Origin of the sequence: Psychrobacter fozii, from assembly GCF_003217155.1 — a bacterium.
GTDB lineage: Bacteria > Pseudomonadota > Gammaproteobacteria > Pseudomonadales > Moraxellaceae > Psychrobacter > Psychrobacter fozii.
Genome location: NZ_QJSU01000002.1, coordinates 99,179 through 125,709, shown reverse-complemented (window position 1 = coordinate 125,709; position 26,531 = coordinate 99,179). Strand labels below are relative to the sequence as shown.

Sequence of the window (26,531 nt, the reverse complement as noted above, 5' to 3'; positions counted from 1 at the left end):
ATATTTGATAATGACCATTATCCATCATTTGATAATCAACGCACTCTTTTGCCTTTCACCACTTACCTAGCGCCATTCATCGTTTTATACAGCGCATTTATAAGGCTAACGCAGATAAACTGTCTAGCGCGGCTGCTGGTGTATGATGGAGTCGCACTGGTGATAGGCTAATATAACCCGCTGCCACTGCTTGGTCATCTGTTAATTGTATGGCAGATGACGGCATATCTTCCGTTTTTTCTGGCAACTCATGTTTACATTTGCGTAGCGACAGCCAATAGGCATCTCGCCCGCGTGGATCAATTACATGGTGCACAGGACGGGCAACCTGACGATGCCCCAACGAGGTTATCTTACGACCTTTGATCTCATCGGCATGATTAACATCCGGAATATTAACGTTTAATACGTGATAGGGCAAATTTTTGCAGGCATCTAATAGTGACGTTTCAGCTAATAGCTTAACTATCTCATTTGCCGCCAGCTGATAATCACTGACTTGCTCTTGCCCACCCCTTTTGGCACCGCCGCCTACTAAAGAGGTTGCGATGGCTGGCACACCAAAAAGCTGCGCGGTTAATGCTGCCCCGAAGGTGCCAGAAAACATAACATCTTGCCCCAAATTAGCACCTGAGTTAATACCTGTAATCACATAATCAAAGCGCGTATGACGATACAACTCATGTAATGCTAAATAAATACAGTCCGCAGGCGAGCCATTTACAGCGATAAAACCAGATGGCAGTTCATGAGTATGTAATGGCGTGGTCACACTCAATGCACTCGCGTAACCACTCTGCTCACTATTTGGCGCAACCACCACCACGTCACCAATGGTAGACAATGCCTGATACAGTGCCAACAACCCTGGCGCATAAACCCCATCATCATTACTAATCAAAAATTTCATTGCTACTCAATATATTTATAAATGACCGCCTGTCCACTTATGAACTTTATCGGCATAAAATTGCTATAATTAGAACCGAAAACATCACAGCCATGAAAAAAATTCACGATATTAGTTCAGTATATCAAGGCTATGGTGCAATCATAATGATGAAAGATTATACCCTACATAGTATCCTGACACGAACCCTGTCTTTGCTTAGAATCTAGCTGATTTGTTATTTTACTAACGACTTTATCCGTATAGTCGCTGAATCGGCAGAGGCAAAAACATTGCTTTCCACGTTACAATAGGCAACAACGGACAACAATATAAACTTATATTTTTATGCTGACGTAACTTACAAGTATATGCTGCTGATATGTTGCTAAGAAATGCCTTTGGCTCACAAGACATCTACACATAAGTCAATATTTTATGTGACTTTTGTTTTTTTAGCCATTAACATATGACCATCAAATAAAGATAAGCGAGTGTAATGCTAAATGAAAAATCAATCGATATTATCTATAGCTTCTGTCATAGCGAAAACTGCACCAAAATTTGGTCTTGCAGGACTAATCACGTCTGCTGCTATGCTATCTCAAGCATCTTTTGCGGCGAATAACCCTGATACAACCATACCTTTAGATATGGCTGGCGTAAACATAACCAAGCATGAAATTGCGGTAATGCAAGTGTTGTCAGAGATATGTCCACCGATGCTAAATGGCAACCAAAAACAGCGTTTTTATAAATCCTATGGTGTGCAGCTGCACGAACTGATGCCATCTCTAGAAGATCCAAAAGCGGCTATTCAATATCTATCAACTCAACAAGACTACCGTCAAATCCTACAAGGTATTCGTAGTTGGACAATGGGCTTCTCAAAGCAAGAAAATAAAGCATTATGTGAAGATTTAGCGAATGCTGAATATTAGTCGCTAGACATTAACAACTGGCTTACTAAATAGTCGCTTGATAAACCCCGCTACCATTAACGATAATAAAACAGCGGTATCAACTATATAGAATAGATTATGTCATCTCTATATAGAGATAGACTTAAAAACTGTGTGATTTACTTTGTAAAATAAAAAGCTTGCTGTAGCCCCGCTCAAAATAATAGACGGTGTAGCAGGCTTTTTTGTGGCTATAACCAAACCTTCCCTAAATATTCTTCTTTGTTTTTAGTCGCGCCTTATTTTTTGTATTTATCGATTCCCCATCGGTTGTCATTTTGCTAAGATAAGGCGTTAATTTTATGTCTATTGCGCAGTCATTCATATTTTCGTCGATACATTATTTTAAACACTGCATTTAAGACATGCTGCTTAAAATAATGTATGAAAATTAGTACAGGATACAAGCAATAGATACATTTGGTTCCATGATGCGGTGTAACGATATATGACAGTAAAGCGTGTAAAAAATCAGCTTGTACAGCTGGTAGTTGGTGTAAGTATCTCAATGAGTGCAGTGATGGCCAGTGCTGCCATACAGCCGCCTGAGATGGACAATACCGCCTATGTATTAATGGATTACAATACTGGTGAAATCTTGGCTCAAAAAAATGCCAATGAGTCATTACCACCAGCATCTCTGACAAAAATGATGACCAGCTATATCATTGAGCAGCGCTTAGCATCGGGTGACCTCAAAGAAGATGATCAAGTGTTGATGAGCCCAAACGCTTGGTGCCGTGGCAGTAGCAGCCAATCTTGTATGTATGTGCCAGTGAATAAGACAGCCAGCGTGATCGACATGCTACGCGGTATTATCATTCAATCAGGTAACGATGCGTCAAAAGCAATGGCTGAGCACATTGCCGGTAGCGAAGCATCATTTGCTATCTTGATGAATGAGCAAGCAGAAAAAATTGGCATGGAGAACTCTAATTTTGTCAATGCGACTGGTATGCCTTATGAAGGCCACTTAGCATCTGCTTTAGATTTGTCTAAACTTGCACGTGCTATCATTAAAAACAGCGGCGATTACTACGGTATTTATTCAGAAAAAGAGTTTACCTATAACGGCATTACTCAAGGTAACCGTAATGCTTTGCTCATTACTGACCCAACCGTTGACGGCCTAAAAACTGGCCACACTGATGCTGCGGGCTATTGCTTGGTTGCTTCAAGTAATCGCGATGGTATGCGTCTGATTTCTGTCATCATGGGTACCAAGAGCCAACAAGCCCGTGCTGATCAATCACGTGAATTGTTGAACTGGGGCTTTGGCCACTTCACTACTGTTACCAAAGCGCCTGCTGGACAATTCGTCAGCAAAGTCCCTGTCTGGTTTGGTGAAGCGGATGAGGTTGAGTTAGCGACTGCTGACAACTTACAAATTCTAACCAGCAAAACGCAAAAGAATAAAATTACCACTGTGGTTGATATCCCTGAAAGCATAGAAGCACCTATCAAAAAAGGTCAAGAAATTGGTAAAATGATGGCTGTTATTGATGGTAAAGCCGTAGCCTCAGTGCCTATCATTGCGACTAGCGATATTGAAGAGTCAGGCTTTATGAGCCGTACTTGGCAACGTCTCGCACGTTGGGTACAGAACCTCTTTTAAGCATAATATTAGATATGAGCAACGTGCCTGATAAGCATGTTGTCCAATAAAAAAGACGCCCTGATATAGGGCGTCTTTTTTATTGATTGTGATAAGGGATAAAGGATAAGAGATAAGAGATAAGGGACAGCTTAGCTTATTTCCATATCAACCAACGTTGCAGCAGATCACTCAAAGCCTTACCTTTATAAGTAGCACTACGACAGTAATCGATACCTGCAACCTTCAAACCATGCTCAAAACTGTCTAAGTACTGGGCTCGATGCGGTGAGTACCAATACACTAATAATGCACGGTGCTCGCTTTCAGATCGACGGATGTGATCGGCTAAGGATTCGGCTTTATTTACCACGATATCCTCTGCAAACATGACCATATTTATTTTTTTGACGCTCATCTCATCCATAACCAGCTGTTCATGCTGATGGTAGATGACTGTCGCGCCCAAACGCTCCAACTCATTCCCTAAAAAACCTACTTCATGGTAGTAATAATAAATGATCGTCAACCCAGCCAATAGCTGTTGCTGCTGAGACTGATGCTGGTTAGGCATTATGACCGTCAGCGTAAACTCTGTACCTAGTCCTAGCGTACTATCCACTTCGATAGTAGCACCCATAAGCTGCGCTATTTGCTTAACGACAGGCAACCCAACACCTGAGCCTTCATACTGCCGAGTTTGTGATGAATCTACCTGAAAAAATGGATTAAAGATATCCTCTATATGATTGCGATCGATACCAATACCAGTATCTTTCACACTGATTTGCCAACGATTACTTTTATCAAAATGGGTCAATTGCGACGTAATAATCACTTGTCCAGCAGGCGTAAACTTGATTGCATTACTGAGTAACATCGATAGAATTTGTTGTATTTTTTCAGCATCGCCTGTAAGACTATAGTCGATATGATGAATACGGCTGGTTAATACTAAGCCTTTTTTCTGAGCAGCTGGTTCAAACTCTGCCAAAAGATCTGCAATCAATTGTAATGGATTGAATTCGATAGAATTAATAGTTACCTGACCTTTTTGTATTTGATTCAACTGGATAATATGGTCAAGCGACGATACCAATTTATCACTACCACTACTAATGATTTCAATAGCATCTTTTTGCTCTCTATTGAGTAAATCATGATCCAATAACTGCAAACCGCCCACGATAGCATTTAGCGAGGTTTTCAATTCATGGGTTATCATACTTTGAAAGTTATGCAGCTGCACATCGAGAGACAAATCTTTGCTATGCAACTGCTTTTCAAAAGTCGCAAGCGATTCATAATCTAGGCTAACTTTTTGTAAACGATTAAACAAGGCTATAAAGGCCTCTTTGATTAGCATCAGCTCTTGAAAATTAAAATGTTGCGGAATGACTGGTAACTGCTCAAGCTCTGTGTTTTTTAACACGATGTCACAGGCTTCGGTCAGAGATTCAATATCTCTGACTGGCCATTTGAGTTTACGTAAAAGATATAAAGCCCAAAGCACTGCCAGTATGGTAGTAAAGAGCCATAGCAGCAAGTTGCTACGATACCAATGCGACCGAAGTTGTTGCACATCTAAAGTGATATTAATATAGCCAACTAGTGCACTGTCTTTATCGACTTTATCAGCTGCTGACGGCTCATTTTTATTGCCTAATAAAGTGGTAGCCGATTGCTGTTTAGGTTTTAATGCATTAACGTCACTATCGATATTAATATAGTTGCTGGTTACCGGATAGTTAAAGCTGACGGTATCTGCAAATAATGCCGTTCTCCAATCATCCTTTGATTGGCTGACATCATCAACAGGCTGAGGTGTTGAATAAAACAAGATACTTTTGATACTTGGTTCATTCTCTAATAAAAACCTCACTTGCTCAGAAACAACATCAGCGCTATCAGCCGTCGATGCACTGGTCGTTAGTAAAGTGGCTAGCTGTTGCACATGCCTATATTTTTCTGTGTAGTGATAAACTAAACCATAAATAAAAGACAATAAAAAGCCTACTAACACAGCTAGTATGAGGGCCTGTGCGACAGAACGCCGGATTAGCACAGAGATGGTTTGCGGTGAACGGCTGTTCATATCACTCAACTAAGTTAAGATAACATTGATTTATACTACAGCTACTAGGAAGGTGTGATAGGTGAAACTGATAGATACTCACTCTTCATGACAGCTAAAGCAACCACAGATACAGTAGCGTACAGCTTACTTTATCGTGCTCTATGGCACGATAAAGTAGTAGTGAATGAGTCAACTGTCTTATCTATTTACGAGGTTTTTTATCTTTGGTGGTAAATTTTTGTGCTCGGTTGCGTTCACGTTGACGCAACTGCTGTTCTTTCGCTTTGGTAGGAGTATCACTCTTGTTCGCATATGGATTGTCATTTTGTTTAAGAATGACATTAAGCGGCGTACCTTCGAGCTTGAATACCTGACGGAACTGGTTTTCAAGATAGCGCTGATAGCTCTTAGGTAATGAGCTGGTCTGGTTACCATGAATAACAATCACTGGTGGGTTGTGACCACCAATATGTGCATAGCGTAATTTAATGCGACGACCAGACACGGTTGGTGGTGGGTTTGCAGTTACGGCATCCTGCAAAATCTGAGTCAAACGGTTGGTTGATACTTCAAACATAGATGATTTATAAGCGCGTAAGATAGACGGATATAAATTACCCACACCAGTACCATGCAGCGCCGATATCAAATGAATTTTCACATAAGGGATAAAGTTGAAACGACGATCCATCTCAATTTTAATATAGTCTCTTTGATCTTGAGTCAGACCATCCCATTTATTAATCGCCACTACCAATGCACGACCCGCATCCAGTGCATAACCAATCATATGCAAATCTTGATCGACGATACCTTCGTGGGCATCAATTACAATGACGGTGACGTTAGAATCTTCGATTGCTTGCAAGGTTTTGATGACAGAGAATTTCTCTACTTTTTCATCGATTTTACCGCGGCGGCGTACACCAGCGGTATCAATCAATACGTAGTCTTTACCTTCACGCTTATAAGGAATGTAAATACTGTCGCGTGTAGTACCAGGCATATCGAAAACCACCACTCGATCTTCACCTAATAGACGGTTCACTAGCGTTGATTTACCAACATTTGGACGACCAATAATAGCAAGCTTCAAACCTCTTGGCTCTACAATGTTATCTTGCTCAGGCATATCCGCTGTCAATACTTCAAGCAAATTACCAACACCGCGACCATGACTGGCAGCCATTGGGTACGGCTCGCCCAATCCTAATGCATAGAATTCTGCAGGCGCAGCATCATGGACGCCATCGACTTTGTTGGCGACAACATATACTGGCTTGCCAAGTGTGTGCAAAAACTTACCAATCTCAGCGTCGGCACCAATCATACCAGCACGAGCATCAACGACGAATACAATGATATCGGCTTCGTGAATTGCAGTATGCGACTGTTCAGACATATAATCATCAATGTTACCGCTACCATCATCCGCCTCACCGATACCACCAGTGTCTACAACAATGAAAGACTTGTCTTCATAAGTAGCATCACCGTATTGACGGTCACGAGTCAGTCCTGATAAATCAGCAACCAATGCCTGCCGACTTTTTGTGAACTGATTAAATAAGGTGGATTTACCGACGTTTGGACGACCAATTAAGGCGACCACAGGCTTGATACTCATGGATTACTCTCAGTGAAAGGCAAAATGACGGACAGTACAGTTATTCTGATAACCAAAACATAACAGCGAACTTACCGCACTTGACCGTAAATTAAAATAAATAATAAAACGATAGCAAAAACAAGAATTAACTATTTTGCAATTAATGCATGCTATATAAGGGGGACTACATGTTGTATAAACAATATATATAGATAACGCCTATGGCGTATCGGTCGCATAGAGTACGCGAAAGCCTGTGTTTAAACAAGTCATTTACACAAGGCACTAAACGCTGACTAAGCAGCGTTTGTATTTTATAATATCATGGTCAATCAAATTGCATAATAGCACTATAGTCAATCCTCTATAAAAGAGTGATAGCGTTAACCTCGCTTGAAGTATCAGATATACATCTGCACTCGGTTGCCTTATCTCTCTTTTAAACTGAATCAACTATATTAAAACATATTATTTAATTTAATGCTTATCAATCAATATCTTAGCGTGCCAACTGCCAGATTTCGACTTGTCCTGAGGTACTTTGAGTCATCAAACGACTGCCTTGTACCTGCAAGCTGTTTAACGCACCTTTGGTTTCTACGCGGCTGACGATTTTACCACTAGCAGGGTCAAATAAATGCACCACACCGTCTAAGTCACCAACTGCAATATAGTTGCCAATCATCACAGGATTGGTCAAATGACGATAAGCCAACTCTTCACTTTCCCACAATACTGCACCAGTATTGCGATCGTAAGCCACAACCTTACCATCTAAACCAGTCGCAATGACTTGCTGAGTGTTGACAGCAAGCGCTTTTAAGCTGGCTTGTTCATTGACGAACATCACTTGGCGCGATGCCAAATCAATACCTAATAATTGACCACTATAACTAATGGCGAACATCTGATTTTTATCAACGATAGGCGCGCCATCAACATCACTCATGCGCTCAACTTCACTGCTGCCAGCACCAACGCCAACGCGTCTTGACCACTGTGGCAAGCCATTATCCGCTGTCACTGCATGCAAACGTCCATCGGCCGTGGCCAATAATGCCGTCTTGCTATCTAATAACGTTGGTGAAGCACTGCCACGCACACTGATAGCGGGTACTTGTGTGGCAAACTGCCATACAGACTGTCCAGTTTGTAGTGATAAGCCATGTAAAAAGCCGTTGTTTGCTGATAAAACGACACGATTATTGGTAATGAGCGCTGGTGTCAAAACTGACCCTGATAGCTGTTGCTGCCAGCGTTTTTCACCAGTGGCACTATCAAACGCCATTATTTTACCACTGCGCGTGCTAATAATCGCGGTTTGGCTCAATGCATCTAAAGCGACACCACCGGTGATTTGTTCGTCAACATTCACTGACCATAGACGCTCACCAGTATTATTAAAACCAGTCAATTCACCACCGCGTGATGCAGTAACGATTTGTTCATTGGTATAACCAACCTGCAAATCTAGTGGATCTTTTTTACTGGCTTTTTTATTACCGACATCCGTACTAAAAACAGGTTGTAGTACACTAATAGGCTGAGCAATCTGTACTAGCTTTACCGGATCATTGACAACGGGCTTGATACCGCGATTACACCCAATCACCGCAGTGCTCATTACTGCCAGTACGGCCACATGCATAACCGTCGTTTTGATGGTTTTAGCTTTTGAGGTTTTGCTAGAGCGAATAGATTGAGTCATTATAAGTTCTCACTACAAATAAATTATTATTAATAAGCAAATTAGCTATCGATAAATAACTAGTCAACGAATAGTATTAGCAAAGCACGTCAAATCAGCGCCCTGTGTCTTAATGTGCTGCTGATTTACTGCGCCATTTAGTATATGGAACTGGTATATGGAACAATGTTAGGTACTGACTGTCAGTTAGCTATTATCAAGTGCTAAGTAGAATACAAGTGCCATTATTAGTCAATAATATTTACGACGATACGACTATTGCGTAACCTCAGCAGCAGGAGCTTCTGCAGAGTCAGCCGCCACTGGTAATTGAACAGCAGCATTTGACTCTTGAATAAGACTGGCTTGGTCTTCGATAGGCTCAGGTACCGTACCCAAACTTTCCATCTTTAACGCCAATACTGCACGCGTTTCTTGACGACTACGTAACAGCTCCCAAGCATTGTTGTACGATTTAACTGCTGATTCTTTATTGTCTTGTGCTAAGTAGATATCACCTAGTAGTTCTTGCTGACTGGCTTCAAAAGAGCTTGGCATGTCATTTTTAGCTTCTGCCAATGCAGCATCTGTATCACCTGTCGCTAACAACGTCTTCGCATAACGCAAACGAGTAATAGCCTCTAAGCCTGCATCACCCAAGTCGATTGCCAGTGCTTTTTTAAAAGTCTCTGTAGCAGCCGCGAAATCGTCGTTATCAACTTCATGACGAGCTTTAATCATCAATGCTTGCCATGCATAGACTGACTCACCATGTGTACTTACCAACGTATCAATATCGCTGCTCAATTGCGTACGGCTCTGTTCGAGCGCTGCTTGTGCCTCTGCTTCTAAATCAGGGTTTTGTGAGGACAGACTGACTTCTTCATTCAACCGCTGAATATCGGCATAACTATCAGCAGCTACAGTATCTACCCGTGCATGATTATCCTGCCAGTACGTCCAACCAAAATAGGCTGCCAATGCCAATAAAATCGCAGTGACAATGTAGCTGCCATATTGCTTTAACGCTTGCATTGAGTTGTCTGCATTCGGCGAATTGGGTGTCAGAGCCATATCTATTTACCTGATAAATTTATATTAAATTGCTGATGCTAAAACTAAGGAAACCGAAACCGATCAGTTACGAGAAAAATTGTCTTTATTCGACAACCAATCTGTCGCAACCGTCTGTTGTTCACCCGTCTGCATATCTTTCACACTAATGGTATCATCGTCCAATTCTTGCTGAGCAATAATAACCGTCAATGCAGCACCTGACTTATCCGCTTTTTTCATTTGCGCTTTTAGACTGGTTGCACTTGCCATTTTGACCCGTACATCTGGACGACTGTAACGCAAGTTTTGTGCATAGCCAATACCAGCACTATAGACCTCTGGATGAGCAACTACGAATACATCACAAGCAGGTATATCAGCAATCGGTGCGACCGCTTCCATCAATAATAATAGACGCTCAAGCCCCATCGCAAAGCCTACACCAGGCTCAGATTTTACTGGCTTATTGGCATCGGTACCGATTGACTTCAGCTGTCCGATCAAACCATCATAACGGCCGCCAGCACACACAGTAGCCTGACTACCAAGCTTGTCTGTCACCCATTCAAAAACAGTCTTATTATAATAATCAAGTCCACGTACCAGATGCGGATTAATCTCGAATTTGATACCAAGTGTCGTCAGATACGCTTGTACTTGCTCGAAGTGCGCCATGCTTTCTGCACCCAAAAACTCAGCCAACTTTGGCGCGTCTGCCAATACGGCTTGGGTGCTCGCTTCTTTACTGTCTAGAATGCGTAGCGGATTGGTCGTCAAGCGGCGCTTGCTGTCTTCATCGAGCTGATCTTTTTTATCCGTCAAATAAGCCACGAGCGCTTCGCGATAAGCGTAACGCTCATCAAGCTCTCCCAGACTATTCAGCTGCAAATGCATCTCGTCTTTTAGACCCAACTCTTGCCACATTAAATGGGTCATCGCAATCAATTCCGCATCAGCATCTGGCAATGCACTACCGAAGCTTTCGACACCCAACTGATGAAACTGACGATAACGGCCTTTTTGTGGACGCTCATAGCGGAACATCGGACCGATATACCATAATTTGGGTGTATCACCGCGCAGTAGGTTGTGCTCAATCACTGCACGTACTGCACCAGCGGTACCTTCAGGACGTAATGCCAATGGCGTTGGTGGATCAGATTTATCAGTAAAGCTATACATCTCTTTTTCGACGATGTCTGTTGCGCCACCGATAGCACGTGCAAATAAATCGGTTTGCTCAACGATTGGCAAACGAATATGCTCATAGCCGTATCTGCCCAAAACGTCAGCCAGTATTGCCTCTAAATGTAACCATTTTGCGGACTGGTCAGGCAAAATATCATTGAACCCTTTGATAGCTTTAATCATGGTACGGTCGTATCCTTAAAATTTTTAACAAGTATATCTATAATTTTTTTACTAACAGTGGCGTGTTATTTTACTCGAATGATCTCATTCTCACGTTTTTTGGCCAAATCTTCGGCGTGAGCGCGTACCATACTTTCTATTTCATCAACCAAGTTATTGGTATCAATAAGATGGCTTTTTTCACCCATACGATAGACTAGTGACTTACGTGCAGCGCCAACGATACCTATATCAGATTCCTTCGCCTCACCTGGGCCATTCACTTTACAGCCAATCACTGACAAATTCATCGGTTCGCGGACATCTTCTAAGCGTGACTCTAATGCAGTCATCACTCTAATCACGTCAAACTCTTGGCGTGAGCAACTTGGACAAGCGATAAAATTAACGCCATTAGAACGAATATTTAACGATTTTAGAATATCAAAACCGATTTTAATTTCTTCTTCAGGCTCTGCTGCTAGAGAGATACGAATGGTGTCACCGATACCGTCTAACAGTAGGCCACCTAACGCAATCGCAGACTTCACGGCACCAGTACGATAGACGCCAGCTTCGGTCACGCCCAAATGTAATGGGTTGTCGATTTGAGCCGATATAAGGCGATAAGCGTCCAATGTCAAAAACACATTGCTGGCTTTGACCGATACTTTATATTGATCAAAATTGAGACGCTCTAATATATCAATATGGCGCATCGCAGATTCGAGCATGGCAGCGCCAGTTGGCTCAGTATATTTACGCTGAATATCTTTTTCTAAAGAACCAGCATTCACACCAATGCGAATAGGAATATTATAATGTTTGGCACAAGCGACGACTTCACGTACTTTGGCATCGCTGCCGATGTTACCTGGGTTGATACGTAGACAGTCCGCTCCTGCTTCGGCTACTGCCAATGCAATCTTATGATCAAAATGCACGTCGGCAATCAATGGGACACTGACCAATTTACGAATTTCACCAAACGCTTTGACGGTATCCATCGTGGGCGTTGAGACACGCATCAAGTCAGCGCCTGCTTCAACACAGCGTTCGATCTGCGCGACCGTCGCTGCCACATCACAAGTATCAGTGTTTGTCATGCTTTGCACACTGATCGGCGCATCACCACCAATCGCGACATCACCGACATATATTTTTTTGGTAAGGCGACGGTTAATAGGCGCTGACGTTGACATAGACAAACCCTTTCATTAGAGCAAAAAAATATAGAAGACACGTGTTTATAATAACTATGAACAGCTATTGGCTTTAAACAGCTGTTAGTTTTGGCAATTAAGGTGCTAGCTCAAAACTGGCTTGCTTATCAGTTGCTGCATAAGTATCCAATGCAACTGCTTCTTGGTTTAGCATTAAGCTAACATTATCGACGTTATCAATTTTCACACTGAACGGCGGCGTGCCTGACAACTGATAATCACCTGATGTTTGTGCACCATCCATTAAGCTATTACCAGAAGCATCAATGATACTTATGACCGCTGTGTCAGTCAGTTTGACTGTTAACGCAGCCGGACCTACTTCAGCGCCGCCTAAGTTCAATGCAGAGCCAGACGCACCAACGCCAGTTGTGCTATCAATCGCAGCACCTTGAGCTTGTTCTATCTCAGATACGTCGTCTACTGTAGGTACTGGTTCTGCATTGTTTTCTTTGCTGGCGTTACTTACCATACGGAATAAGAAAATTGCCAAAACAATAACGCCGATGACCGCCAAAATCAGTAATGGGTTAAAGCGAATACGGTTGCGGGTATCACGCTGCAACGTGCCCATTGGACGCAATGGGGTATTGGTATTATTGACTGATTTAGCTTTAAGCTCAGTGGGATAAGCCGCATCAAAACTGCTAGCGACTTTGGTTGCATCCAATCCTAAAAATTTGGCATAGTTTATTGCAAAACCACGAGCAAACGTTGCTTGTGGTAAATCAGCAAAATTCTCATTTTCTAGCGCTTGTAAATGACGCTTTAAAATAAATAACTCGGCGGCCGCCTCTTCTAAACTGACTTGCTTAGATTTTCGGGCTTGCTGCAACATGGCACCAAATGATCCCTGAGCGTTAGATTGAGTGTTTAATGATGGGGTGGTCATTTCCATGGTGCCTCTGGATTGTTAAGCCAAGTCTTAAGTTTTTTTGCTTCATCACTTAATGGATAAGCGGATAAAAGTTGCTGTGCTAATCTTTGACGTGTCGGTATATTGTTTTGCGCAGCAGCAAGTTTGATACCTTGTAATAGTACGCGCGGGCTAACACCCTGTCTTTGTACAATTACTAATGTTTCATCATAAAGCCTTTGAGCCTGTGGAACACGCTGTTGCTCAAGCAGCAAATCTACCAATTCGATATGGGCAATAATACTATTACGATTGCCATCAAGCGCACGTAAAAACGCTTTGGAAGCCGCACTTCGGTCGCCGAGCTGTAAGTAGGTGCGCCCTAAGTTTTCTAACGCACCAATACGCCCTTCGTAACCCAATGCTGAACCTGCAATCTGAAACTGCTCAGCCGCTTCACTATAACGCTTCATCTGTGACAGATATACGCCGTAGTTGTTATTTGCTTGCTCAAAATCTTTATCGAGTGAGATCGCTTTTTTGAAATACTCATCGGCTTTTTCGAGATTGCGCTGACTGCCCTCTTGCTGCAGCAAAACGCCCATCATATCATAGGCTGGCGCGTAACGGCTATCAGCAATAAAGGCTTTTTCGAGTTGGCGTTGGGCAGTATCGAGGTCTTTTTCGCGAATGTATTGTGCAGCAAGTGAGGTGCGCACACGAGCGACTTCTTGTTGATCCGATTTGCGGTTATCACTGGACCGTGTGGATGTCTGATAAGCCGTATTGTTAATCAACTCATTGGTCGATGTGCTTTGGCAACCAGTCAGCAGAACCCCTGCAAACGCCGTTGCCAGCATCATATGCTTCGACGTCGTCATCTGGGAAGTTGCTGTCATCAACTGCTTACCATCTTTAGAAAATAATGTTTGATATTTGAACTGACAAGAATTTTTAGAAGTCATCATAGCCGCCATCATAAAACTGTGATTCAATGCGTTCGATCAAAGAAACATCAGTTTAATAGATTTAACCCCCATAAGTACAATTTAGTTGTGATTAATTGCTGTACTCATCGATACTGATTGTTATTGCTACATTTTTATTACCATTGCGACAGATAAAAGACAGCTTATCTTCTAGGGTCTGTCATCAATTAGATTGTGAGGCTTAAAATGAGAAAAATTGCAGATAAACAAGAAATAAATTGCCGTTAATATGAACATATTGACAAAATTTCTGATGATGTTTAGCAAAATTTAGCCATTTTAAGGCCACTAAATGTATTAATTGATGACACGCTCTAAGACCGTTAAATACTAAACTTGTCCGTTTAAGGCTTTACTAAACGTTTTCACGGTCTTTAATACTTTGCTGCCATGCGGCTGAGCGTCTAGTACGATCTGCCACTTGTCCAACCAATTGGCCACAAGCAGCATCAATATCATCACCGCGAGTTTGACGAATGGTACAAACAAAACCTGCTTCGCTCAGTATATTGCTAAACGCGTGAATGCGGTTGTTGCTTGATTTGTCATAGTTTGCATGCGGGAACGGATTGAACGGAATCAAGTTAATCTTACTTGGTAGCCCTTCTAATAATGTCACCAACTGATGAGCATGCTCGTTGCTGTCATTGACGCCATCAAGCATTACATACTCAATCGTGACGTGCTTTTTGTGACGTGGATTGACGTCAAACACATAGTTTTTTGCCGCAGCGATCAGCTCTTCTAGCGGATACTTTTTATTAATTGGCACCAACTCATTACGCAGCTCGTCATTAGGCGCATGTAATGAAATAGCCAATGCCACATCGATATCTTGCGCAAGCTGATACATCTTAGGCACGACGCCTGAAGTCGATAATGTGACGCGACGCTTTGACAACCCATAAGCATGATCGCTTAACATCAGCTCCATTGAGCCAACCACTGGTTTATAGTTCAATAGCGGTTCGCCCATGCCCATCATCACGACGTTGGTGACGTTGTTTTCCCATAGGCTATGATCGACGTTTTCTAAGCTGTCATTTTCGTCAGTCATATATGAGGCATTGGCCACCCACAACTGACCGATAATCTCAGCAGCGGTTAAGTCACGCTCAAACCCTTGCTTTCCGGTACTACAAAAACTACAGTCCAGCGCACAGCCCACTTGTGAAGACACACATAACGTCTTACGGCCGTTCAATTTGCTGTCATCTGCAGGAATAAGAACGGTCTCAACCAATGAGCCACCCGTGACTTCAAACACCCATTTACGCGTGCCATCATCGCTATATTGACGATGAATCACTTTTGGCGGAATGACACAAGCGTTGAGTGATAATTTATCACGCAATGATTTGCTCAGATTGGTCATTTGCTCAAAATCTGTCACGCCCTGCTGATATATCCATCTAACCACCTGCGTTGAGCGAAAAGGCTTTTCGCCAATGCTCTTAAAATACTCTGCAAGTTGGGCTTGCGTCATTCCTAGCAGATTGGTTTTTGCGTGCGCTTCATCAACTAGCTTAATGCTATCTGTTAGCTTAGCAGGGATATGTTGGATCGGTGACTGAACAGTGGACATAATAGATAACCTTTTTGCATAAGCTTAGATAAGCGGTGCAATTGTTTATATGAATGTTGTCATACATACATAATATATGAGTGCATGAGCAATCCGTTATGAGCGCGGTTTTTCAAAGTGACAAAAACATGCTGATAAGGGATTGATAACGCTACGTAAAATTAATAATGAGGCAAGTCATTAAGAATTTCAATGAATAATATGGTCACAAAACTCTAAAGCGGATACAAGGCAGCCGACTGCAGATTGTACAAGTCGTACATCTAAGGAGGGTAACGCCGTAGCAGTTTAATAATTCTTTGACTATAGGATTATTATAATAGCTAAAACGGCTTATACCCATAAGATATAAGCCGTCTCGCGACACGACTGATTGACAGCTAATTTGCTACGTCAGTCGTATACAGTGAATCAAATATAAAACCAGTACAAATAAGACGAATGTAAATCGTAACTAGCTAATTATAGCAGTTACAGCAAACAAGTCTAATGCCGTCATCGTTTATAGTTGGTTTACTATATTAGCGCGTACGTGCACAAACGTCTTCTTCATTGAAGAAGTAGCTGATTTCACGTGCTGCTGACTCTGCAGAATCTGAACCATGAACGGCGTTTTCATCGATGCTGTTAGCGAAATCAGCACGGATAGTACCTTCAGCAGCGTCTTTAGGGTTAGTGGCGCCCATGATTTCACGATGCTTAGCGATGGCGTTTTCGCCTTCTAATACTGACACCAATACTGGACCTGACATCATGAAAGATTTTAGGTCGTTGTAAAATGGACGTTCAGCGTGCTCAGCGTAGAAACCGCCTGCTTTTTCATCATCAAGTTGCATCATTTTAGCAGCAACAATTTTTAGACCAGCTTGCTCGAAGCGGCTGTAGATAGCACCGATGTGGTTGCCAGCAACTGCGTCAGGTTTGATGATAGATAAAGTACGTTCGTTAGCCATGAAAAGCTCCTAATAAATGATAAATTGGATAAAAGTAAAATGGTAAATGCTTTGTTTTATCTTTGACCACAATGTTGACTTGGGCAAACTTGACTAACTTATTGTTGGTCAAATCTAAAACCTGAGCGCCAACATAGGATTGCTGCCTATTATAATGATTGAGACCATAAATGATAGGGTTAATTTATGACCGTACCTTGCATAACCATAAATTTGATAGATGCTATTTAATATGTATAAATTATTCATAAACCATAAAACGGTCTAAAAGCAAAAACCCCAATGCTTAGCATTGGGGTTTTGTCATTCGATTATTTAGTTTGTTGAGAGTGTAACAAATATAAAGCTGAAACAAGAAAGACGAATGTGAATTGTACAATTAGTACGTTAAACAAGTCTGACACAGTAGCAGCTTCATAGTTGGTTCACTATCCTTACGCATCGTATGGGTCACGCAATACGATAGTCTCTTCGCGATCAGGACCAGTTGAGATGATATCAACAGGGCAACCAATCAATGCTTCGATACGTTTGATGTATTTTTTAGCATTCTCTGGTAGGTCGTCATAGTTGGTTACACCAACGGTTGATTCACTCCAACCTTGCATGGTTTCGTACTTAGGCGTAACTGACTCATAGAATTCAGCATCATGTGCGCCTGCACATTCAGTCTCAGGTAGATTGTAACCCACACCGATTAGCAACTCTTCAAGACCATCTAATACGTCAAGCTTAGTCAAGCAGATACCTGACATAGAGTTCAATACCACGGCACGGCGTAATGCTTCAGCATCGAACCAACCACAGCGACGCGCACGACCAGTGGTCGCACCAAACTCATGACCGACTTTGGCCAAATGAGCACCAACATCATCGAATAATTCAGTTGGGAATGGGCCACTACCAACACGCGTGGTGTAAGCTTTGGTGATACCAAGTACGTAATCTAAATATAATGGACCGATACCAGTACCAGTAGACACGCCACCCGCAGTTACACTTGAGCTGGTCACAAACGGATAAGTACCATGATCGATATCCAGTAGCGTACCTTGAGCACCTTCAAACATTAGGTTTTCACCAGCGAGACGCAATTGATTTAGGTCTTCAGTTACATCAGTAACCATCCCTTTAATCTCTTCTTTCCATTCTTTACAAAGCTTAAGTGTTTCATCAAAATCAATCGCTTCAACTTTATAATACTGAGTCAGTTGGAAGTTATGATATTCGATTAGGTTACGTAGTTTTTCTTCTAAGTCTTCACGGAATAAATCAGCAAGCTTAATGGCACGGCGTGCAACTTTATCTTCATACGCAGGGCCGATACCACGACCCGTTGTACCGATTTTACCGCTACCACGCTTGGCTTCACGTGCTTGGTCAAGCGCTACGTGATATGGCATGATTAGTGGGCAATTCGGTGAGATGCGCAGACGCTCACGTACAGGTACGTTGTTGTCTTCTAGCTCTTTCATCTCTTTTAGCAATGCGTCAGGGGCTAATACGACGCCGTTACCGATGAAGCAAGTAACGCCTTCACGTAAGATACCTGATGGGATTAAATGCAGGACGGTGGTTTTGCCATCGACAACTAACGTGTGACCAGCATTATGGCCGCCTTGAAAGCGCGCGACTGCTGAGGCTTTTTCGGTTAGTAAATCAACGATTTTACCTTTACCTTCATCGCCCCATTGGCTACCCAAAACTACGACATTCTTACCCATGATCAATCCTTACCTTTATGTATTGAGGTGTGTGCAATAACGGTTTAAAACGGTGATATAGCCAATCCTATATAAAAGAGTGGCAGCGTTAACCTCGCTTGAAGTATGACATATACCTCTGCACTCGGTTACCTTGACTCTCTTTTAGACTGAATCAACTATAACTTTCGTTATCTTGATTTTAAAAACGTTAAAAAATGGTCATACTATTAAAATTAATGATTAAATATTCTGTAACTGCCAATGATTATCGATAAAGCTCAAGCGATGCGTCATGCCAACTGGGCGATCTGCTATATCTAATGGCATAGTGACGCGATAGCCTTGCTGGCGTAAACTCTCAACTTGCTGCAACAGCGTCTGCATTTGCTCTTGGCTAGCACTGCTCAATGCTTCATAGTCGACCAATACGATAATTGGTGCTTCAAGCTGAGTGTGCGCTAGCAAACGACTGACATCCATACTAAAACCGGTGGCTTCACGTGGCTGATTGATTGCTAATTGATTACTGCTTTGCATACCGTCGAAACGACCGCCACGTACCAGTGGCTGAGTCTCACTATTGATATAACCATTGAATACGATACCAGTGTGATAATGATAGCCTGATAATTCCGTCACATCGATACTCACAGGGCACTGCCACTGCTCTTGCAGATGTGTTTTTAGACGTTGTAATTCATTGATAGCAGTCGCAACTTGCGTGTCTTGCTGCGTAGTCTCTGACAATCTCGCCAATAGATTGGTAATATCGTGGCCAAAGCGTGCCAATGCATAAAAATCATCACCCAATGGCAATGACTGACAGACACGCTTGAGCTCTGGCAAGTTTTTATTAGCATATAAATGCATCAATTGCTCAGTGTCATGATCAGACAATTGAGCCAACTCTGCTAAACGCTTAAATATGGCGACGTGACCCAAGTCTATATGTAGCGCAGCACTCATATTCAGTGTATTCACCATCGTGAATAACACATCTATCAGCTCAATATCTGCGGCAAGCGAGGCACAACCAAATATCTCAGCACCGAGCTGCAAAGGCGTACGTGAGCCAAAAAGCCCTGATGGCAAAGTATGAATCACATCGCCTGCATAACAATAACGTGCAATACCCGTACCACCATGATGCGCATCAATACGCAAAATCTGTGGTGTGATATCCGCACGCAAGCCCATCAATCGGCCTGTCAACTGATCGATGATTTTAAAGGTTTGACGCTTTAAATCTTCTGAGGCACCACTTAGCAACGATTCAGTAAACTCAATCATTGGTGGGCTGACCAGCTGATAGCCATGAGAGATGAGCTGCTTGGTCAATTGATGTCTAAGCACTTCTTGCTTATGCGCATCTTCAAACAGCACATCGACCACACCATCAGGCAATAGCCAGCTGTTGGCAACATCGCTAGAGAAATGGCTTAGATACGGCGTAGATGCAGCAGCGTCGTTGGCATGCTGAGTCGCTGCTTGATTGGTAGTATTTGACGGGGCAGGTTTTGCAAAATCAGGACTGACAGACACAATAAATCCTTGTTTGGCGTATCGCTTACCAAAAACGCGGTACTGATGCGGTACTTAAAGGTTATATTTACAATTGCATTGACGTCACGCATTTTTATTTTTAACGCACAACATCATTGACCCAATTATTTATAAACAAACTAGGTAACCGCAAAAGGGTGAGTAATAAGTATTATTTAGAATGATAAGACGAGTATCTTTATGCGCCAATAAACGGCGATAAATAATCAAGGCGCTTTACGGTTTTAGTTTAGCATAGCAGTTAAGGTTCGCCTAGTGACAATTGGCCACAATCACTATCTAATTACGCCTTATCAACACTAAAGCCATGAAGATTATCTATACCTTACACAAGTAATAGTTCGATTCAGAAACGTCACAATCATTCTATACAATAAAGAGCATCTTGAGCAGAGTTTCAACAACGACCTCAGTATAGACTCATGGTACACTAACGCATACTTTTATCTCGGAAGCCTTATGTCATCTGATTATCACCCAAACCCAGCCATCAACCAAACCAATGTTTTAGGTACAGCACTTGCCAGCTGCTGCTTCGACCCTATCACAGGCTACTATCGCAATGGCTTTTGTCATACTGGCAATCACGACGTCGGTCAGCATACTGTTTGCGTCAAGATGACCAGCGAGTTTTTAAACTTTTCTGCCAGTCGTGGCAATGACCTTATTACGCCGCTCCCTGAATATAATTTTGCGGGCCTCAAACCTGGTGACTACTGGTGTATCTGTGCCCTACGCTGGGTTGAAGCACTAGACTTCGATATTGCACCGCAAATCAAACTCGAAGCCTGTCATGAGAGTTTATTGAGCTTAGTGGATATTGATACGTTAAAGCGCTATGCCCTTTAGAGCGTGGCATAAGTTGTGACATAAGTTGTGACATAAGTTGTGACATAAGTTGTGACATAAGTTGTGACATAAGTTGTGACATAAGTTGTGACATAAGTTGTGACATAAGTTGTGACATGAATTGCGGTATCGATATATTTTTTTATACCATTCACAAAAATTAGAGTCGCAAGGAAAACGAGTGCAAGTACTACGCATTGTAGACTAAACAAGTTTGACACAGCTAATCGTGTTTTTTGGGATTGGTACTACTTATTAAAGGAGGGTGTATGGAAAAAAATAATGATCCGTTGATTCAAAAAACAGCACGTATTGCACCCGACTCCAATATCAGCCGTCTTTATGCCGATATGAATGACTCACATTTATATTTAGACAATAACGGCAGTTATATCTACGGCGATACTGATGCAACGAATGAGGACACTATCGAGACCATGACGGTCTACGATCCTGATTCTGAGCGCTATGAAGATATTGACTTGTCGAGTGAGGATGAGGTTGTCAATTGCTATGCTTATTCGCGTAAGACGGGCGAAAAACTTAATAGAGTCGCCCTAAACGATGTCAGTCGCGCTTTGAGTAACAACGGTCAATTTGTTTGGCTGGGTTTATACGATCCTAGCCTAGAGACTATGGTCAAAGTCAAAGAAGCGTTTGGTCTGCATGAACTGGCGATTGAAGATGCTTTCGCTGATCATCAACGCGCCAAAGTCGAGAATTATGACAACGACATGGTCTTTGTAGTATTGCGTACGGCCAAGCTGGAAGACAAAGTTATTCGTTATGGTACGACAGCGATATTTATGGGTAAAAACTACCTAATCACTATTCGTAATGGCCCATCAAACTCCTACGCACCTGTCCGTGAGCATTGTAATCGTCGACCTGAAAAGCTGCGTATGGGACCAATATTTGTGCTGCATGCCATCCTCGATTTTATCGTTGATAACTATATGCCAGTCACCGATCGCTTGGGCCGATATCTACGTGAGCAAGAGCGCTATGTTTTTACCTCTGAGTTTGACAAGAGCACGCTAAAAAACCTTTATGAGCTGAAATCGCAACTGGTACATATGCGTGCCATTATTTTGCCGGTACAAGACATCTGCAGCTTTTTTATCAATCATAAAAAAAGCGAGTTGGTCTCAGGCTTCTCTCAAGCGGCAAAGCCCTACTTTCGTGACGTCAATGACCATCTATTACACTCGTTAGATGCGATCAACGGGCTTAATGAAATGCTCAGCGTGGTCATGAACACTTATATGGCCATGGTCAATATGGGACAGAATGAGGTGGTGCGTAAGCTTGCAGCTTGGGCAGGTATATTAGCTGTGCCGACAGCCATCGCTGGTATCTATGGGATGAATTTTGACTTTATGCCTGAGCTACACTGGCAATATTCATACCTTGTGATCATGCTCATTATTGGTTCGTTATGTGGCTATCTGTATTATAACTTCAAGAGACTCAAATGGTTATAGCACACGTTTACCAATAAAGTTGTTAATGGTTTTTCAATAGTTAAATGAAAGGCAGTATCGCCAATGATGCTGCTTTTTTATTTAATTATTGATAATATTTCCTATTTGCAATATTATTATTAAGCTTGTCTCATGATTGATATAACCTCAATTTCAAAAATATGATGAGCCACGTCAAACGTGCTATGCCTATTCAATGTAGTGATTGCACTTCTACCTTTCGCTCCCCTGATGTTTTGACATGATACTACTGTGAACTTATTAAGGTTTTTTATGCGCTTATCTCACCTTATTCGAACCATGACTTTCGTTGCCACTGCTTTGGTAGTTGCAGCTTGTAGCGATGATCGTTCTGACATGGCCATCGCTATTATTGATGGGACTCCGCCTTTATTAACCACCGATAGTAACTTTACGGATGGCTATAGTACGACTGCAGACTTATTTGTCTCAGGCCAAGTGCAAGACAGTAATGGGGTTAAATCGCTAACTTATACACTCAACGAAGAGTCAGCACACACTGTAGAAGTGGATACTGAAGGGTATTTTAAGGATCGTATCTTGCTAGCCTCAGGTAGCAATACTATCCTCTTAGAAGCTATAGACAATGCCGGTAATATCATGCGCTCAACCAAAACGATTTATGTCGAAAATAATTATTTAGAAAGTGCCTAACTAGTAGGTACTTATTTAAAAAGCACCTATTTAGAAAGCCTCAATTTAGAAGCTACTTATTCAAAAGGCGCTTATCTAGAAATCTCCTATTTAGGAAGTACTGTCACCGCAAATGGCTTGTAGGGTACTGCCTTATATAATAGTTAGTTGTATAATAACGCTTAGGAAGAGGATAGCGGTTCGGTGCATGATTAGAAGATTGATAACCATGCCTAAGTTAACGCTCTTGACCTCAGTTAGCATCTAGGTAAGATATCTAAATTGTTCAAAGTGAAGCTTAAAATTTGAGCAAGCAATAAAAAAGGGCTACCCGTTGGTAGCCCTTTTTTATCACATCAGCCAGTCAAAATGTCACTCGCGGCGATGTTTCGTATGACTATCCGGTACTTTTGCATCATCAGGTAGCAGCGCTTTGACCGTTAGGTTTGCATGCTGCTGGTCGAGATTGTCTTCGGGACGCCCGAATGTCCTCGCTGTCCATGTCAGCACAACGATAGAAGCACTTAATACCATAATAGCCACAGAAATGGTGGCCAGCAGCCATAAATGGAAGTAATCTGAGACGGCTTGCACATCGACCACCAAGTGACGTGATAAGGCAGTTATCGCAATAAATATCAAAAACTGTACGGGCAGACGATGGGTTTTAAAATAAATACCTATCATGGCCAGTAGCTCAAGATAAATAAATAGCATCAAGATATCTTTTAGATCTGCTGAGCCTTTTTGGACAATGCCAACGAACTCTTTGCCTGCGGTCCACACGACCACCACACTGATTAGAAATAAGATAACGTAGTGGCAAATATCGACAAACTCTCTACCGATACTCTGTAGTCGCTCATGAATACCTACGTTTTTTTTAGCCATGTTTAGGTCCTATCAACTGAAATGTGGTTGATTTAGCCTGAGCTATTATTGCCTCAGGCCCCTTATATTTCGGCAATCAGTATTCCTATCACACTCTTTTTAATCGAACTACAAACCTGCTGACTTTTCAGCAGCATCAACGGTCTGACGAATCAAAGTGTTGATGGTCATTGGACCCACACCACCAGGTACTGGCGTATAAGCACTAGCGATGTTCTCTACACCTGCTAGCTCGATATCACCCACGCCGCCATTATCAGTAGGATGGAACCCTGCATCGATGACGACCGCGCCCGCTTTTATCCACTCTGCTTTAATTAGTTCTGGCACACCTACAGCGCCAACCACGATATCAGCGCGCTTAATATGCGACGCTAAATCCTGAGTTCTAGAATGGCAAATGGTCACGGTACAGTTAGCGTTCAATAGCATCATCGCCATTGGTTTACCTAAGATAGCACTGCGACCGACGACGACTGCTTCTTTGCCTGAGAGCTCAATATTGTGATGCTCTAGCAAATGCATGATGCCCTGCGGCGTACATGAGCCATAAGCTGATTGCTGCATAGCCATGCGACCAAAGCCGAGGCAAGTCACGCCATCGACATCTTTTGCCAAATCAATCTGCTCAAAACACGCACGCTCATCGATATGTGCAGGGACAGGATGCTGTAGCAAAATGCCATGTACGTCTGGGTTGCTATTCAGCTCGTCTATCTTTGCCATGAGCTGCTCAGTAGTGGTGACACTTGGCATCTCAACCCGTATAGAGTCCATACCCACACGCTTACAGGCATTGCCTTTCATGCGTACATAAGTCGCAGACGCTGGGTCATCACCAACTAATATGGTCGCTAAACTTGGGGTACGTCCCGTCTTATCCTTAATGGCATCCACGCGCGTGCGCAGTTGTTGTTCTATTTGTTTGGCAAGTGCTTTGCCGTCTAAAATGGTGGCAGACTCTTGGGTAGTAGACGCAATAGACATAAGAACTCCAATAGAGGGTATGATAAAAAAATAAAGACAGCGCCGCAATTGCTTGCATGCCTGTCTTATCCTTAATCAAGGTGTGGTTGATAGTGATATTGTACCTGCCTGCGTCCAAAAATCCTAGCATGGCATAAGGTTAGATACTCATAAATTTCTATAAAGACTCTATTAAGCGGTGTCCCATTATAATAAACAAACCTCTAATGACTTTAAATCCATACCTTAATGAACCATAAAGCTGATATCAGACTGGCATTTCGGTACGGAACACCAATGCATATCAGCAATGCTTCATTTAGCTATTGAACCAAACACGCTGTCGATAGCTTGAACCGTCTGCTCTATCTCTGCGGTGGTCAATGTGGGATGAACCAAAAACATCAAACTGGTCTCACCCAACTGCTTTGCAACTGGTAGTCTAGTCTCTGGGCGTAACCCTGTGTCATCAAATGCTTTTTCTAAATAGACCTCTGAAGCAGATCCAGAAAAACAAGGCACGCCTAACTCATTTATCTTTTGAATAATAATATCTCTAGACCAATCATCAGGTAGATTGTCCGGTTGCACATACACATAGAGCTTATAGTACGCATGTTTAGAGTCTGAAAACTGAGCAGATGTCTCTAGTCTTGGCACCGACAGATAGCCCTGTGCCTCCCAACCAGCACACGCATCTAGTATCGCTTGGGCATTCGCAGTACGCTTGGCAGTCCAGTCACTCATCCTCTCCAATTGAATCCGCCCTATGACGCCTTGCATCTCAGTCATGCGCCAGTTGGTGCCAAAGCTCTCATGCAGCCAATTATAACCGGGTTCATGCTCAGTCTCATAGACCGCCGCATAACTCTTACCATGGTCTTTATACGCCCACATTTTGCGCCACAGATGCTCATCATTGGTAGTGACCATGCCGCCTTCGCCGCCCGTGGTCATGATCTTATCTTGACAGAAGCTCCACGCACCAATATGACCGATACTCCCAACACTACGGCCTTTATACTGTGCGCCATGAGCTTGTGCACAATCCTCAATGACATACAAACCATACTCATCTGCGAGTGCCATGATGTTGTCCATATCACATGGCCAGCCAGCCAAGTGTACACAGACGACACCTTTGGTTTTATCAGTCAACACAGCAGCGATGGTGTCGGCTGTGATATTACCTGTCGCATCATCAACCTCTGCAAAAATAGGCGTAGCACCTGCATTGACGACTGATGAGATACTAGCGATGAATGTACGCGGCGTAACGACCACTTCATCACCTGCTCCTATTCCAAGCGCTTGCAAGGCCACATCTAAGGCCAAAGTACCATTACCCATCGCAATCGCGTACTTGCTACCTGACCAATCAGCGAACTCCTGCTCAAACTGACGACATTCTTGCCCTGTCCAATAATTAACTTTATTGGATAGCAATACTTGACTCACGGCATCGGCTTCTTGTTGCGTAAAACTTGGCCAAGGTGAAAAAGGGGTATTTAGCATATGTTCCTCTATGGTACTTATGTCTAATGGTTTATTACTTCTTACATAATACTTTTAATACTCAAAGACTTGA

21 protein-coding genes are annotated in these 26,531 nt (G+C 42.5%); 5 read left to right on the top strand and 16 right to left on the bottom strand.

Annotated features, from left to right (window positions below; genetic code table 11):
* Nucleotides 1-97: 97 nt before the first annotated feature.
* Nucleotides 98-910: a 5'/3'-nucleotidase SurE gene (gene surE, locus DFP82_RS03330; protein WP_110922328.1), complete on the bottom strand. Its 813-nt coding sequence runs from the start codon at nt 908-910 to the stop codon at nt 98-100.
* 485 nt (nt 911-1,395) lie between these two features.
* Between surE and DFP82_RS03325 the strand changes: the two genes are divergently transcribed.
* Nucleotides 1,396-1,830 carry an MCR_0457 family protein gene (locus DFP82_RS03325; RefSeq protein ID WP_110922327.1) on the top strand — a complete coding sequence of 145 codons (435 nt, stop codon included), beginning with the start codon at nt 1,396-1,398 and terminating at the stop codon, nt 1,828-1,830.
* Between the two features lie 469 nt (nt 1,831-2,299).
* On the top strand, nt 2,300-3,466 hold the full coding sequence (locus DFP82_RS03320) for a D-alanyl-D-alanine carboxypeptidase family protein (protein ID WP_110922326.1): 1,167 nt from the start codon (nt 2,300-2,302) through the stop codon (nt 3,464-3,466).
* A 136-nt stretch (nt 3,467-3,602) separates the two neighbouring features.
* Here DFP82_RS03320 and DFP82_RS03315 read toward each other — a convergent pair whose 3' ends face one another.
* The 12 genes from DFP82_RS03315 to DFP82_RS03260 form a co-directional block, all read right to left on the bottom strand.
* Nucleotides 3,603-5,540: a sensor histidine kinase gene (locus DFP82_RS03315; RefSeq protein WP_110922325.1), complete on the bottom strand. Its 1,938-nt coding sequence runs from the start codon at nt 5,538-5,540 to the stop codon at nt 3,603-3,605.
* A 184-nt stretch (nt 5,541-5,724) separates the two neighbouring features.
* The gene (gene der / locus DFP82_RS03310; RefSeq protein WP_110922324.1) at nt 5,725-7,149 is read right to left on the bottom strand and encodes a ribosome biogenesis GTPase Der; all 1,425 of its coding nucleotides are present in this window, start codon (nt 7,147-7,149) and stop codon (nt 5,725-5,727) included.
* Nucleotides 7,150-7,630: 481 nt separating this feature from the next.
* Nucleotides 7,631-8,839: an outer membrane protein assembly factor BamB gene (gene bamB / locus DFP82_RS03305; protein ID WP_110922323.1), complete on the bottom strand. Its 1,209-nt coding sequence runs from the start codon at nt 8,837-8,839 to the stop codon at nt 7,631-7,633.
* Nucleotides 8,840-9,094: 255 nt separating this feature from the next.
* Complete coding sequence (locus DFP82_RS03300) at nt 9,095-9,892, bottom strand: YfgM family protein (protein ID WP_110922322.1); 798 nt, start codon at nt 9,890-9,892, stop codon at nt 9,095-9,097.
* Between the two features lie 63 nt (nt 9,893-9,955).
* A complete protein-coding gene (hisS, locus tag DFP82_RS03295) occupies nt 9,956-11,245 on the bottom strand; it encodes a histidine--tRNA ligase (RefSeq protein ID WP_110922321.1) in 1,290 nt (429 codons plus the stop codon).
* A gap of 65 nt (nt 11,246-11,310) precedes the next feature.
* Nucleotides 11,311-12,426 carry a flavodoxin-dependent (E)-4-hydroxy-3-methylbut-2-enyl-diphosphate synthase gene (gene ispG, locus DFP82_RS03290; protein WP_110922320.1) on the bottom strand — a complete coding sequence of 372 codons (1,116 nt, stop codon included), beginning with the start codon at nt 12,424-12,426 and terminating at the stop codon, nt 11,311-11,313.
* A 97-nt stretch (nt 12,427-12,523) separates the two neighbouring features.
* Nucleotides 12,524-13,339, bottom strand: coding sequence for a helix-turn-helix domain-containing protein (locus DFP82_RS03285; RefSeq protein ID WP_110922319.1), 816 nt, complete (start codon nt 13,337-13,339; stop codon nt 12,524-12,526).
* Nucleotides 13,336-14,271: a type IV pilus biogenesis/stability protein PilW gene (pilW, locus tag DFP82_RS03280; protein ID WP_245905627.1), complete on the bottom strand. Its 936-nt coding sequence runs from the start codon at nt 14,269-14,271 to the stop codon at nt 13,336-13,338. Before pilW ends, DFP82_RS03285 begins: the two co-directional genes overlap by 4 nt.
* A gap of 376 nt (nt 14,272-14,647) precedes the next feature.
* Nucleotides 14,648-15,877: a dual-specificity RNA methyltransferase RlmN gene (gene rlmN / locus DFP82_RS03275; RefSeq protein ID WP_181416233.1), complete on the bottom strand. Its 1,230-nt coding sequence runs from the start codon at nt 15,875-15,877 to the stop codon at nt 14,648-14,650.
* A 521-nt stretch (nt 15,878-16,398) separates the two neighbouring features.
* Nucleotides 16,399-16,830, bottom strand: coding sequence for a nucleoside-diphosphate kinase (gene ndk, locus DFP82_RS03270; protein WP_110922317.1), 432 nt, complete (start codon nt 16,828-16,830; stop codon nt 16,399-16,401).
* Between the two features lie 434 nt (nt 16,831-17,264).
* Complete coding sequence (locus DFP82_RS03265) at nt 17,265-18,554, bottom strand: adenylosuccinate synthase (RefSeq protein WP_110922316.1); 1,290 nt, start codon at nt 18,552-18,554, stop codon at nt 17,265-17,267.
* Nucleotides 18,555-18,776: 222 nt separating this feature from the next.
* Nucleotides 18,777-20,078, bottom strand: coding sequence for an ATP phosphoribosyltransferase regulatory subunit (locus tag DFP82_RS03260; RefSeq protein ID WP_110922315.1), 1,302 nt, complete (start codon nt 20,076-20,078; stop codon nt 18,777-18,779).
* Nucleotides 20,079-20,558: 480 nt separating this feature from the next.
* On the opposite strand from DFP82_RS03260, the gene DFP82_RS03255 reads away from it, so the two are divergent.
* From DFP82_RS03255 to DFP82_RS03245, 3 genes are all read left to right on the top strand, one after another.
* Nucleotides 20,559-20,948 (top strand): DUF2237 family protein, encoded by a 390-nt coding sequence (locus DFP82_RS03255; protein WP_110922314.1) that lies wholly within the window; start codon nt 20,559-20,561, stop codon nt 20,946-20,948.
* 269 nt (nt 20,949-21,217) lie between these two features.
* Nucleotides 21,218-22,432 (top strand): magnesium/cobalt transporter CorA, encoded by a 1,215-nt coding sequence (corA, locus tag DFP82_RS03250; protein ID WP_110922313.1) that lies wholly within the window; start codon nt 21,218-21,220, stop codon nt 22,430-22,432.
* A 273-nt stretch (nt 22,433-22,705) separates the two neighbouring features.
* Complete coding sequence (locus DFP82_RS03245) at nt 22,706-23,107, top strand: hypothetical protein (protein WP_110922312.1); 402 nt, start codon at nt 22,706-22,708, stop codon at nt 23,105-23,107.
* 351 nt (nt 23,108-23,458) lie between these two features.
* Here the strand turns inward: DFP82_RS03245 and DFP82_RS03240 are convergent, their stop codons facing one another.
* The 3 genes from DFP82_RS03240 to DFP82_RS03230 form a co-directional block, all read right to left on the bottom strand.
* On the bottom strand, nt 23,459-23,977 hold the full coding sequence (locus DFP82_RS03240; protein ID WP_110922311.1) for a phosphate-starvation-inducible protein PsiE: 519 nt from the start codon (nt 23,975-23,977) through the stop codon (nt 23,459-23,461).
* Between the two features lie 108 nt (nt 23,978-24,085).
* Nucleotides 24,086-24,964, bottom strand: coding sequence for a bifunctional methylenetetrahydrofolate dehydrogenase/methenyltetrahydrofolate cyclohydrolase FolD (gene folD / locus DFP82_RS03235; RefSeq protein WP_110922310.1), 879 nt, complete (start codon nt 24,962-24,964; stop codon nt 24,086-24,088).
* 294 nt (nt 24,965-25,258) lie between these two features.
* Nucleotides 25,259-26,458, bottom strand: coding sequence for a DegT/DnrJ/EryC1/StrS family aminotransferase (locus DFP82_RS03230; RefSeq protein WP_110922309.1), 1,200 nt, complete (start codon nt 26,456-26,458; stop codon nt 25,259-25,261).
* Nucleotides 26,459-26,531: the final 73 nt, after the last annotated feature.

Bases quoted from the DNA above. Each gene is read 5' to 3' on its own strand.
- surE (WP_110922328.1), bottom strand. From the start codon at position 910: ATGAAATTTTTGATTAGTAATGATGATGGGGTTTATGCGCCAGGGTTG.
- DFP82_RS03325 (WP_110922327.1), top strand. From the start codon at position 1,396: ATGAAAAATCAATCGATATTATCTATAGCTTCTGTCATAGCGAAAACT.
- DFP82_RS03320 (WP_110922326.1), top strand. From the start codon at position 2,300: ATGACAGTAAAGCGTGTAAAAAATCAGCTTGTACAGCTGGTAGTTGGT.
- DFP82_RS03315 (WP_110922325.1), bottom strand. From the start codon at position 5,540: ATGAACAGCCGTTCACCGCAAACCATCTCTGTGCTAATCCGGCGTTCT.
- der (WP_110922324.1), bottom strand. From the start codon at position 7,149: ATGAGTATCAAGCCTGTGGTCGCCTTAATTGGTCGTCCAAACGTCGGT.
- bamB (WP_110922323.1), bottom strand. From the start codon at position 8,839: ATGACTCAATCTATTCGCTCTAGCAAAACCTCAAAAGCTAAAACCATC.
- DFP82_RS03300 (WP_110922322.1), bottom strand. From the start codon at position 9,892: ATGGCTCTGACACCCAATTCGCCGAATGCAGACAACTCAATGCAAGCG.
- hisS (WP_110922321.1), bottom strand. From the start codon at position 11,245: ATGATTAAAGCTATCAAAGGGTTCAATGATATTTTGCCTGACCAGTCC.
- ispG (WP_110922320.1), bottom strand. From the start codon at position 12,426: ATGTCAACGTCAGCGCCTATTAACCGTCGCCTTACCAAAAAAATATAT.
- DFP82_RS03285 (WP_110922319.1), bottom strand. From the start codon at position 13,339: ATGACCACCCCATCATTAAACACTCAATCTAACGCTCAGGGATCATTT.
- pilW (WP_245905627.1), bottom strand. From the start codon at position 14,271: ATGATGACTTCTAAAAATTCTTGTCAGTTCAAATATCAAACATTATTT.
- rlmN (WP_181416233.1), bottom strand. From the start codon at position 15,877: ATGTCCACTGTTCAGTCACCGATCCAACATATCCCTGCTAAGCTAACA.
- ndk (WP_110922317.1), bottom strand. From the start codon at position 16,830: ATGGCTAACGAACGTACTTTATCTATCATCAAACCTGACGCAGTTGCT.
- DFP82_RS03265 (WP_110922316.1), bottom strand. From the start codon at position 18,554: ATGGGTAAGAATGTCGTAGTTTTGGGTAGCCAATGGGGCGATGAAGGT.
- DFP82_RS03255 (WP_110922314.1), top strand. From the start codon at position 20,559: ATGTCATCTGATTATCACCCAAACCCAGCCATCAACCAAACCAATGTT.
- corA (WP_110922313.1), top strand. From the start codon at position 21,218: ATGGAAAAAAATAATGATCCGTTGATTCAAAAAACAGCACGTATTGCA.
- DFP82_RS03245 (WP_110922312.1), top strand. From the start codon at position 22,706: ATGCGCTTATCTCACCTTATTCGAACCATGACTTTCGTTGCCACTGCT.
- DFP82_RS03240 (WP_110922311.1), bottom strand. From the start codon at position 23,977: ATGGCTAAAAAAAACGTAGGTATTCATGAGCGACTACAGAGTATCGGT.
- folD (WP_110922310.1), bottom strand. From the start codon at position 24,964: ATGTCTATTGCGTCTACTACCCAAGAGTCTGCCACCATTTTAGACGGC.
- DFP82_RS03230 (WP_110922309.1), bottom strand. From the start codon at position 26,458: ATGCTAAATACCCCTTTTTCACCTTGGCCAAGTTTTACGCAACAAGAA.